A 12,614-nucleotide genomic window follows, 5' to 3' on the forward strand; every position below is an offset into this window, starting at 1 on the left:
TTAACGCGGTAATGTATTGAATTAAAAGTGTTTAAATAAAGGCTGCCGAGACTTTCTCGACAGCCTGAAAACCTCCCTCTAAATTGCCCGAAAGATGAACTGATATGCTTCTGCAGTCAAATTAGGGGGAGTTTTGCCTTTATTTTGATCACATATCTGCAGCATTTGTCGAGGAAACAAAAAAAGATCGCACTCTCTACGAAATGTAGAAAATGCGATCTTTTATCTATTGCCTTTGCTTCAAAACAACGTGCTTATTCCAGATAGAATGCTCTGTAGATGAACACGGCTGCTTCTGCTCTTGTTGAATTCGCAAGAGGGTTCAGCTTGTTTTGATCATCACCTTTTACTAATCCTTTTTGTACAAGTGCTGCAAGATCAGCTGTGGCGTAGTTCGAGATGAAAGATTTGTCAGCGTATGAATTTAGTTGTGACAATGTACCCGCCGCTTTCAATTGATCTAATGATTTCAGAGCTCTCGCTGTGATAACGAACATATCTTGTCTTGAAATGTTCTCATTAGGATTGAATGAACCCTTCTCGTCACCTGTAATAATGCCAAGCTCCTTCGCTATCCCCACACCGTTATGGTAGTAATCTGTAGATTTAACATCTGAGAAGTTTGATTTAAACTCCGCACTTAAACCTAAAGCTCTGACTAATAACAAGGTGAAGTCTGCTCTTGAAATGTTATTTGATGGTGCATAGGATGTAGCTGAAGTACCGTTAATGATGCCTCTCGCTGCTAATACTTCGATTTCTTTTTTAGCCCATGCATAGCTGCCTAAATCAGCGAATGTTTTGTGATCGTAAGCAACAGCATATTGACTAAAGTGATTCGTCGTAAATGTTAGTAGCTTCGTCACTGGATCATATTTACTGCTTGTCATTGGGGTTGCTTTGCCGTTGCCGTCAATGTACCATGCAATAATGAATTGAGCATTTGCTAACTCAGCTGCTGTTGCATCATAAGCAATGGATACAGTAACTGAAGCTTTATCATTGCTCCATACAATCGACTTTCCATCAATTGATAGATCGATATTGAATACTGGGCGGTCACCAATCGTTGCACGTAGATCGGCTGGTAGTTCTGATGAAGCGACTTGGTTAGTTTTTAATGAAACTTGTTGTGCATTACCTAATTGCGCATCAGTTAACATATTGCCAGGAATCCCTACAGTAATGCCGGACATTTGGAAAGCAATTTCTGCATTTGCATTCCCTGATGATTTAAATATATCGGCCGGAATAGTAATTTCAACTTTCTTCGATCCAGCTGTTTGTGCCTTTAAATCAATGTTATACCTTTTCTTACCATTATTGTTTGCCGGTAGATTAGCTAAAACATTATTCAACGCTTGATTTACCGTTACATTCGTTACACTAGTAGCATTATTCGTCTCTACTTTGTGAGTAACTGGATCTGTCCCTGCTCCTGGATTTGTACCTGTGCCTGTCCCTGGATCTGTTCCTGTCACTGGGTCTGTTCCCGTTCCTGGATCCGTTCCTGGATCCGTTCCTGGATCCGTTCCTGGATCCGTTCCTGGATCCGTTCCTGTCCCTGGGTCTGTTCCCGTTCCTGGGCCTGGGCCTGGATCTGTTCCTGGATCTTCACCACCATTGCCTGGTCCAACCACAGCTGCCTTAAAGGTGCTGATGGCTGCTCTCAATGCATCTACAGCCGCATCCACTTGGGCTTGAGATCGATTGGCTGCATCCAACACGACTGCATCAGCTTGAGCTATTGCACTTCCTAATACTTCTCTAGCATCTTTCGGTGCTTGCCCCGCTGCGTTTCCTTCTGGATGATCCGTTAGAAGTTTGTTCGCGTCAACGATTGCCGCATTTAATGCCGTAACATCCGCAGGGTCTTGTTTAACTTCCAAAGACACAATTTTGATGCTATCGATGACTATTGTTGCGCTGCTATCCGTACGCAGTTGAATGAATGAACCAGCTGTACCAATGACATTATCGCCGGCATTAGGTTCGATAATAATTTTAGTTCCAGCAATTGTACTTGGTTTCGCCTCATACACTTTGGATTTACTACCGTGCACAGAGTTTGCTGCACTTGTACCATTGTTGTCCACATAGACTTGGAACAATCCAGCATCACTTCCGCTAGAAACTTCAATAATAATCTGGTAAGGCTTACTTAGGTCGAGTACTCCCCCAGGTGTAGACGTCGGTGTAGTTGCTATGGAACTCAAAGCACCTATCGCCACTCTTCCACCTTTGACTAGGCTCAACAAGCCATTTTCAGCTGTTACATTTCCACCTGTCTTGATATACATTGGACTCGTATCGTTACCAGGCAATGATTTATACCCCGGTGTAAACAGGTTACTTGAAGTTGCCCCAGTAAAATCATCATAGAATATGACGTCTAGATTATTTCCTGGCTCGCCATCGCCTGGATCTGTTCCTGGAATGCCTGCCTTTACATTTCTATATTGTATTGGTTTTATGCCTCCATTCGATGTTTCCCCTCTAAAGAAAGTGATGTCTTTCGCTGTTGGATCATACAAAGGTGCGCCTGCAAGATAAAGCTGGCCGTTTATATACACATCCACCAACTTGGCATCCATATCCACTACAATTCTGACGTTATACCAAACGTTGTGGCCCAATACGAGCAAATGATTCGTATTCGTCTCGCCGCTCCCGTTTTTAACCGAGTAGTATAAGTTTCCGCTTTGGCTGTCTACGCTAAGACTTACTGCAACCTTCCCGTCAGAATCGAGCAATCGGATCGGTTTGGAAGTCTCCGGCGGAGCCTCTTTAAAATCAATATCGAAAACAAACTTACCTAAGATGGGCGACTTGGTAGTGCTTTTAGTTAAATCCTTCGTTACTACCGTCGCTAAATTACTGTTCGAATCCTTTAGGAATAGAGACATCGAGCCTTTATTAGAACCATCCACATCTCCACTTAAAAATTTAACAAAGTTCACGCCAACAGAGGCGCCGGGTGTGCCCGTTACACTTTCGACATATCCGTATTCTTCAATAGGCGTATCTTCCGTTACACGATCAAATTGGTCATTTACAACCCAGTTAATACTGGGAACGATGATGGCTGCAGCGGCTGTATCTTCACTTGCTGCCGATTTATCGCTCATTCCAAAATAATTGACCGCTTGAACCGTAAAGGAATAGGATGTGCCTGCATCAAGGCCGCTAAAAAGATAGGATGAGTCTTTAATATTAGGAATTACAGTTAACTGATTTGTTGCTTTGTTGGTTATAGCTACAGAATAGCTTTCCGCGTTTGGCACTTCATTCCATACCACTTTAAATGCCCGGTCAAGCCTTTGAAGCGTAGGCTTTGAAGGTACTGCGGGTATGGCAGCTTTCATAGTTTCTAGATTACTTTCTATACTTACAGCTTTACCACTAAATGCAGTTACCGCAGCATAATACGCAGCACCCAGCTCTACCGATCCTACAGGAAGGTTAACAGAAGGCACATTTGTACTCTTTTCCGTAAAAGGTCCGGCAGCAGAAGTGGCATATTTGACCACATAATGGGTTGCACCTTGTACACGATCCCATTCCAGGTCAATACCGCCTGTCTTGAACGTATTTTTAATATTCGAAGGTGTCTCTAAGGTAGAAATAGTAAATACAGGCTTCTTCTCCACACCTGCTAATTTTTCAATGTCTGCTTTTGCATGATCCGCATTATCAAGTGTATAGGTGTAGTTTGGAATCGTATCTGGATAAAAGCTCCAGCTGTAGGGTAGTCCTCTATTCGGTACGTTAGCTGCATCCTCATACGTTGCGTCTAACAATTCGTCATATTGCCCGCCGGTTCCCACGATTTTATTCGTACCTGTTACCTTCATCAATCCTAATGGATCATTGGATAATAAATTGTTAAGGCCCTTATCTAACGGGCTTCGTGAATACATCGCAACAATCGGCACATTTTCAAAATAATTTCCTTCTAACAGCACTTGAGCTTCAGAAGTACTTGCCGCACCGTAATTAATAATGTCGGAGTAGTAATTATTATAAACATGTACCTTACCGAATCTGACTCTAGGATGTCTTTCCTGTGTGCCTTCAAACCAGTTATGGTGGATGGTAACGCTGAGCTTTCCTCTGTCTGAACTAGTTGCGCTCCAGCCTGACCCAATTAACATCGTTTTCTCATGTTTCGAGTATCGATTCCATGCCATGGTAACAAGGTCGGAGGCCGATTTAACATCTGTCAAACCATCCTTGGCGTTGGAAAAGTCATTGTGCTCGAAATAAATATTTTTGGAGCTTTGTATATCTACTGCTTTCGTAAGAAGGGCATTTCTCATCGTTAGATTCCTAACAATGACATTGCTGCTAGCTTTAAAAACAAAACCGTAACCGTCAATTACCGCATCATTGCCTAAACCTACAATCGATACATTATGCACGTCTTGAAGAGTAATATCAGCGGAACCTTTGAGCAAGCCTTTCACATAAATGGTCAGGTAAGGAGACTTGGCAAGGGTGTTGGTTGTATCTTTGCGTGCGTCAATCTTCGCTTTCAGCTCTGCGTATGTGGTCACTAGAACATAATCCGTTCCAGGGTCCCCGCCTGTTGTACCGGCTCCCGTTGCAGCCCAGCCATCCGCCGGATTGTATGCATTTGTTTTCTGGGATACCTCCTGTGAGAAATCACTTTCAATGCTGCCATTCTTGGCTTTGATCTTAAAGAAATAGGTTTGATTGCCCTTTAATTTCTCACCGTTCGAAAAGTGAACCTCAAAAATCGTGCTTTTCACATCCGCCTCCGCCAGCACATATGGACCTCCAGCCGAATCGGCCTTGTAGATGTCATAGGCTTGGGCGTCAGCAGCACGTTCCCACGCAAGGGTTACGCTGTTAAAACCCGGAGCTGTCTGAATAACTGCGGGGGGAGCCAAACTCAAATCTGACTCTGGGAATGTGAGCGTTACACTGGGTCCATGCCCGGTCCATTTGCCAAAGGTGACCTGGTTCCGAGGAAGTTCAGTATTTTTTGTACCGGTAAAGCCTGTGGAACCGCCAAGTCCGCCTGCGCCGGACGCGTATTTCAGAATCTCGCTTCCCGCTTCCACCGAGATGGTATAAGGAGTATTAGGAAGAAGTCCGGCAGTGGAAAGCACATAAGTATGTTGACCCGGTTTAACGGTTGGTTTCGCGTTTGTTTGAACGGCTCCACCGTCCACCGGCACGCCGTTAATCATAATGCGGTAGCCGGCAAAGCGTGCGGTATCGCCATTGGAATAATCCGTTACGTCCTTTTCGTCCCATGTGAGGGTCATATCTTCCCCAATCCACCTGCCGCCGCTGACGGTAAGCTTGCTGCCGGGAGCCCATGTCGGAATCTGCATTAAAGTGCCGGGAACGGTGGTAATCGTAACCGGACCCGCCACTGGTCCTTCCTGTCCAACCCAATTGATGGCTTTCATCGTAACATTATAGGTCACGCCATCATCCAGCCCCCACAGCGAATAGCCTGTCCGGCTGGGATTGTCAAAATAGGCTTTGAATGTACGGGTAGCATATTTGGGATCTTGCGGTTTTGCCGTTAATTCGTAATAATGCACGCCGTAGACAGCATCGGTAACGGCATTCCAAGAGAAATCCTGCCAGGAAATGCCCGTAATGTTTGCAGCTTTAACCTTAAAATTCGGCGATGCCGTCGAGACCGTGGATGCACCAAACGTTGCATCATTCGTAGTTACCGATGACTCCAGCAGTTTGCCATAGGAAGCGTTCGCACCAGTCGTCTCTGGTCGGACCGCAATTTTGTAGGCGGTTTTTGGGCGCAGCGCGATTTTCGTGGATTCCGACACCGCTCCCGATTTCATGACAATGTCTTTTTGCTGATAGCCATGACCATCCAGCATATCAACCAACACGGCGTACTGCGTCGCATTATCGATGGCGGGCCAATCTAAAGTGACATTGTAAGTATTGGCCGTCACGGTGAGGGCGCCATTCCCGTTCAGCGCAACCGGCTTGCTGTTTGCGGTCCCAGCACAATTCTCGATCGTGACGTTCTTGCTGTTGGTGGTGGTAATGGCTTTTTGCAGACCTGTGATGTTGCGGAAGGTAACATCCGACAGGCCATTGATCGCAATGCTGCCACCATTTGCGCCTGGAGTAAGGATCTTGATATCCTCAAACGTGAAATTGCGCAGCACCGGGCTTAAAGCATAGGCGGAGCTGCCGGGTGCCGCTGTGTTAATCAGCGGTATATTAGAGTTTGACACCGTCATATTGCGTACCAGCACGTTTTCGAACGTCAACGGCTGCTCGCTTTCCGGGCCGAAGGCCGTGCTGGCGTTACCGTCGCTGTAGGATGTGTCAATCACGATCGTGCTGTTTCCACCGCTCGAATAATTGACCGCATTGTCACGCAGGGCAATATTGCGGATACCGCCGCCGGTGGTCGCGCCGGATTTCATACGCAAGACGCCATTACTTCCGGTTTCGCTCGTATTATAGACATTCTCTTCCGCGACCAGATCACCGATCCAGCCGCCGGTATGGCTGCCCATCGCCAACAGGCCGCCATGGCCGTTTCGAATAAAGTTATTGAATACGCGACCTTCTCCGCTTGCCACTTTGTCAGTCAGATTGCGCACGACTGTGCCCTGACCTGCTGCAAAGTTGATGACGTCGTCGCCGGTATCCCAAAAGCTGTTCATGACCTTCAGATCAAGGCAGTCGCCAAACTCGACACCGTCGCCGTTGTTGGCATCGAACATCATCGTAACAATGCCGTTCACAGTAATCTGCTCGGATTGATAATTGACGATTCCGTGGAAGGCGGGATTATAGAAGGTTAGTCCTTCGTAATACAGGCCATGCACGCCGCGCGCTACCGTAAGGTTAGGACGGGCATTGTAGAATTGCGATGCAGCGGCATTCGGGGTTTGATCCTGACGCGACTGCCACATCGCATCAGCCGCGAGGATGCCTCTCACAGCGGCGGAATCAGATGCGCTATTATTATCAACAGTGGTGTTGCTGCCTCCCTGGTAGTTCGGCAATCTCCAACCATTTCCGGAAGGATCTTCGAACCCGGGAGATGGATCCACCGCTGTTTTGGTTTGTAAGCCATCTCCAACATTCTTCCACCCGTTGCCATCTACTGCGCCCTTGCCGACGATGCGGATGTTCTCCAAGGAGCCATTGTCCCAAGATACAGCATTCAACAGGCCATATGTCCGGATATCTTGTGAATAAGGATAGACCAGAAGGCTGCGCGGATAGTGGTCAAAAACGGGAGAGCCGAGCAGCACAGCCCCTTTTTCAATTTCCAAGGTCATATTGCTATGCAGAAACAAAGAGCCGCTTGTATAATACCAAGGCTCAGCATTGTTTCCGCTTCCCTTCAATACAACCTTGCCGCCCACAGGGGTGGCGTCGATCGCGGCCTGAATCGCAGCGGTGTTGTCTTCAATTTTTTTTATAACCGCTGCATTATTGTTTGCGCGCCGAATTTTATAATCGGCATTGACGCCAGAAGTAGAAGTAATATAGGTTGCGCCATGCTTGGCGGCGTCTATGACGATAGGTGCAGACGCAGTTGAAAAGTTAAGCGGCGAACTAAAAGATGACGTTGTCTTGTCGGCGTAAACGGCCCGTACCTTAAATTCATAATTTGTCTTGGGTGCTAGACCGGCCGCCATAAAGGAAAGGTTGCTGATCCGATGATGACTCGTGCTCAATTTCTCGTAAAATGCGTCCATATACGCACTGACATAGGAATAATTCTTTTTGAAATTGTCGCTTGCAAGTCCTAGACTGATTCCATCCTGGAATACCTCATAGTCCACGATCTTAACTGTACTCTCATAGTAGTCGTCCGGCTTCTCCCAGGTAAGTACAATTTTTGATTCATCAAATGCTAATGGAGGTACGGATAAGTTTTTCGGCGCCGCAGAGTAGCTGCCAGCGGCATGAACAGGCATTGCCGGAAATAAACCAACCAGCAGAGCCAGTGAGAGCAACAAGCTGCAAATGATATTAGCTTTCTTCTTCATTTTCGGTTCCTCCTGCTGTTACAATTGTTCCTGTACTGCGGGAAAGATTGTATCATTTCCCCACATTCCCCTCTCATATTTATTTCGATTGCTAATATATACAGTTATTATTAAAACGCTTTCAGAGTATAACAGGAATAATCATTAGCTCACATTTTTGTGATAAAGCCTGTATTTCCGGGCAATTTGTTCGGAATATAAGATAAGGACACCTTTGGTTACGGATGAAAAGAAAAGATCTAAACATAACAAAAAGCAGCCATCACAGAGGAAACCCTGCAACACCTGCTTTCTCAATGCCAAGAAGCCTTATTTCATGGGCGTTGTAGGCTTCTACTCGTAGACTACATCGAAGCTACAAAAAACCGAAGGGATTCTTGAATACAGAACGGTAAAATTTATTACTTATTATCATGCATCAATTCGTTAGAAATCTTAGCTTTGGCTAATTTGTTCGCAAATGGGACAAATACACAAATGGCCATACCCAACATTAGCACACTTACTTCAACCAGATTAGTGAAATCAAAAGATGCGACACCAGATTTAATATCGATTAAATTCATTACAAGTGTGAGAAATATCCCAGTTATCCCTCCAAAAATAATCCCAAAAAATAAATAAAGTATGACCTGTGTAAGAATTATTGTTCTAACTCCATTTTTGCCTATCTCCATAGTCCTCAAAATAGCAAGCTCTTTTCTCTTTGAGTAGATATTGCTTATTAATGTTTCAAATATGCCAACCGCTACGCATAACATAATAACAAACAGAAACACTTTGAAAATTGACCATCTTTGCTTAAAGATCTCTTTTGCTTCTTTTAATGATTGTTCGAGACTATTAATTTGTATTTCAGGGTATTTTATCTTTAAATTTTCTAATGCATTAAGTGTCTCTTCTGAATTTTTTGATTTAATAAAAGCCTTACCGAATCTAGTATAATTATTATTATACTTTTCTTTACTCCAATCCAAAATAGCAGGCACTGGAGTTCCTGGTATCTCATTTACGAGATTAGCAACTATTACTTTCCCCGACGGAATTACATTTCTCGTCTCAGCAGAATACAAACCTATATTGACTTCGTCCCCAACTTCAATATGATGCTTCTGAGCAAATGCATTAGTAAACACAACACTATTTTTAGACTCCCCTATTTTAGATGGCAAGAGCCCTTCACGAGACATTTCTTCAAGATCCCCCAATACATAGTCAAAACTAATCTGTGAATTATCTTTTATCAGTTCTGCCGCATAAGGAGTACTAATTTCGGTTACACTTTCTATACTTTGAATGGATTTAATTGCTTTATTTAATTCAATATGATCTATTTCTGATTTGTATCCTAAGAGACTGGTCGCCAGAATATTTGTAGCATACTGCTTAAACAAGAATTGCTCCTCATTCTTGGATACAGTTTTTAGCGTTGCAGATCCAAAAATCGATATAATAATCATGATTGTAATACTCATAACGACAAGAGTATTTTTTCGTACCTGAGGAATTACATTTTTGATTCCCACATATGAAGTTCTACCAAATAGGAACTTAACTATCGGTAGTAATAATATAAAAATAGATGGAATATATACTGGCATTAATAATGCCATACTTAATATGATTAAAATTGTTGAGAATAGGATCAAAGAAGTTCCAACACTTTCATTCAAAAGAGTACCGATTATTACAATAGTAATAATAACTAAACTTAAAGAAAACAAGAACTTCCCTATTTTCTTTCGAGTTTTCATATTAGAAAAATCTAACTTTTCATTTTCTCTCCATATTCTTGTTGGAAGCATTCTAGATATTCTATATGATGGAATTAGCATGAAAATTTCTATAAAAATCATACAACCTAAAGTTAGTAGTACTGCATAAATAAAATTAAAACCACCTTCAAAACTTTTACTAGAAAATAAACCGGTCAGCCACTCTTGCATAATATTGTGACATAAGTAAGAAACTATTAAGCCGCCTGCTCCCCCCATCATATTAATAATGCTGCTTTGAATAAAGGCTATTTCAAAAAGTTGTTTTGAAGTGGCACCCAGTGTACGCAAAATGGCAAATTGATTTTTGTACTTATACAAAAACATATCAAAGTTTGTAATGATAAGAAGAGAAGTAATGATGAGCAACAATATGGATAAAATTATTAGGAAGTTGTTAAGAGAGCTTAAATTGCTCTTTACAGACTCCTCCTCCTTCGCAATATCAATACGCAAGTCTGTAAACTGTTTATGGAATTGTTTTGCAACAGTTAGCGGATCAATTTTTTGGTGGAGCTTAATTAAAATATAACTTGCGTCTATAACTTTCCCTGTCTTTTCGGCTACTATCGTTTTAACATCATTTCTAGACATTATAATAATATCAGGAGTTACACCCGCGGCATCATAATCCTTAATTACTTCTTCAACTGTATACACTCTATTTTCTATCTCGATTTTATTATTTTTTTTCAATTTTAATGATTGTGCTAATCTCTCATTAATAATTAGTCCCGAATTAGGAATATCATTTAGAAAATGATATCTGCTTTTTGCTAAAGAATCATTGTCCACTCCTACCGTATATATTTCTGACGAATTTAACTCAGTTACTTTTACTCTTGTTATCAAGACATTGGAACTTTTCTCAATTGAATTATTCGATGCAATAAAATCTAAAAGTTGTTCATCAATTGTCCTATTTTGATTTCCATTGTAGCCCACTGAAATATCCATATTTCCATATTTCTTTACAACCTCGTTATGTAAGGACTGCTTGGCATTAAATACAAATAACAACATTGAAATAATTAGTGTAACAGAAATGGTCACACTAAAAATCGATGATAATGCAATAAATTTGTTTTTTGTGAAAAACCGAAATGCTACTCCCCGTATAGATTTCATCTAGTTTTCTCCAGTATTTTTTTGAATTTTGCAATAATTTCATCTATATTATTAATATTTGGAGTGCAGCTATAATTATCAATTATTTCTCCGTCATGAAAAAATAATACTCTATTGGCATACGAGGCAACCATTGGATCATGAGTTACCAGAATGATACTCTGTTTCATTTTTTCCTTTGCTAACGTTAATAACTTGAGTATTTCAATGGATGTATTATAATCCAAATTCCCCGTTGGTTCGTCCGCTAATACGATTGGCGGGGTTGTTACTAAAGCTCTCGCGATCGCAACTCGTTGCTGTTGGCCTCCTGACAGTTGAACGGGACGGTGCTTTTTCCATTTCGATAAACCAACAAGCTCAATAAGTTCATCTACTTTGCTTGAATGCGCTTTGCCTTTTAATATTAATGGTAGTGAAATGTTCTCCTCAACCGTTAAATCTTTTAATAAATGATAATTTTGAAATACAAATCCAATACTATTTGCTCTATAAGATGATGCCGCAGGTTCATCAAAGATATCTTTCTGAATAATACCATTAAGTCTTATTATCCCTTCATCTGGTTCATCGAGAGAACCAAGTATATTTAATAACGTGCTTTTTCCAGACCCACTTGTGCCCATTATTGATAATATTTCACCGACATGAAGGTCAAAAGAAATCTTTTTTAATGCAGCTACAGTATTAGCCTCGCTTTTAAACGTTTTTGATATATTTTCAACAGAAAGTATTTTTTCTCTAGCTTGCATCTTTTATTTTTCCTCCTCTTTTTCGTACCATTTCGATTGTGAAATATACATGCTATAGAACAAGCCTTTTTTATTCATTAAAACATCGAAGTTTCCATCCTCAACAATCTTACCTTTTTCCATTACAATGATTCTATCTGAAAACTTCGTAGGACCAAGTCTGTGCGAAATTGTTATTGTCGTTTTATTCTCAGACAGTTCTTTAAACAATTGAAAAATGTTTAGCTCTGTTATTGGATCAAGAGCTGCTGTTGGTTCATCTAGTATTGTTAGATTTGAATCCTTAAAAAAACCCCTCGCAATAGCAATCCTTTGCCATTCACCGCCAGATAATTCCATTCCATCTATGATTTCCTTGGTGAGGTATGTTTCAAGTTGATCTTTAAAACCATTAACTTTTTCTAACATATTAACTTTTTCCAAAATGTTAAGTAGATTAGTATCATTCTCAATTTTATTAATATCACCAAAACCAACATTTTCTCTAATGCTATATTTATATCTGGTAAAGTCCTGAAACACACATGATATCAGGTTATAATAATCTGCTTTGTTGAACTGGTCTAAATCCATACCATTAATATTTATTTCACCTAAAGTAGGTTTATAGAGACCAAGTATACAATTCACCAAGGTTGTCTTTCCTGACCCGTTAAACCCAACAATTGAAATTTTCTCGCCTCTTTTAATAGTAAGATTGATATTGTCTAAAGCAATTTCATCTGAACAAGAATATTTGAAACTAACATTTTTCAATGAAATTTCCTCTATGGTTTTGACACTTGAACTTGTTTCAACAATTATGTCATTAGTTTTATAATTTAATAACTTAACCAACGAATTATTATAAATTGCATTTTCAAATATGGTTCCCAAATTCCCACCAATAGAAGCAAATATTCCTTGAACGGATGTTGCTGCACCAATCATAG

General features: G+C 41.2%; 4 protein-coding genes. All 4 read right to left on the reverse strand.

From position 1 onward, the window contains the following. Window positions 1-254: 254 nt before the first annotated feature. Window positions 255-8,027 (reverse strand): pectate lyase family protein, encoded by a 7,773-nt coding sequence (locus tag AC3WRW_RS31910; RefSeq protein WP_492550249.1) that lies wholly within the window; start codon window positions 8,025-8,027, stop codon window positions 255-257. A gap of 401 nt (window positions 8,028-8,428) precedes the next feature. After that, window positions 8,429-10,930, reverse strand: a complete 2,502-nt coding sequence (locus tag AC3WRW_RS31915; protein ID WP_492550250.1) for an FtsX-like permease family protein — start codon at window positions 10,928-10,930, stop codon at window positions 8,429-8,431. After that, window positions 10,927-11,682 carry an ABC transporter ATP-binding protein gene (locus AC3WRW_RS31920; protein ID WP_492550251.1) on the reverse strand — a complete coding sequence of 252 codons (756 nt, stop codon included), beginning with the start codon at window positions 11,680-11,682 and terminating at the stop codon, window positions 10,927-10,929. Before AC3WRW_RS31920 ends, AC3WRW_RS31915 begins: the two co-directional genes overlap by 4 nt. A 3-nt stretch (window positions 11,683-11,685) precedes the next feature. Next, window positions 11,686-12,614, reverse strand: a 929-nt coding sequence (locus AC3WRW_RS31925) for an ATP-binding cassette domain-containing protein (RefSeq protein WP_492550252.1), incomplete at its 5' end; no start/stop codon positions are given.

This window comes from Paenibacillus sp. FW126-R14, from assembly GCF_058789495.1.

Coding starts and splice junctions, on each gene's coding strand:
- AC3WRW_RS31910 (WP_492550249.1), bottom strand. CDS start 8,027: ATGAAGAAGAAAGCTAATATCATTTGCAGCTTGTTGCTCTCACTGGCT.
- AC3WRW_RS31915 (WP_492550250.1), bottom strand. CDS start 10,930: ATGAAATCTATACGGGGAGTAGCATTTCGGTTTTTCACAAAAAACAAA.
- AC3WRW_RS31920 (WP_492550251.1), bottom strand. CDS start 11,682: ATGCAAGCTAGAGAAAAAATACTTTCTGTTGAAAATATATCAAAAACG.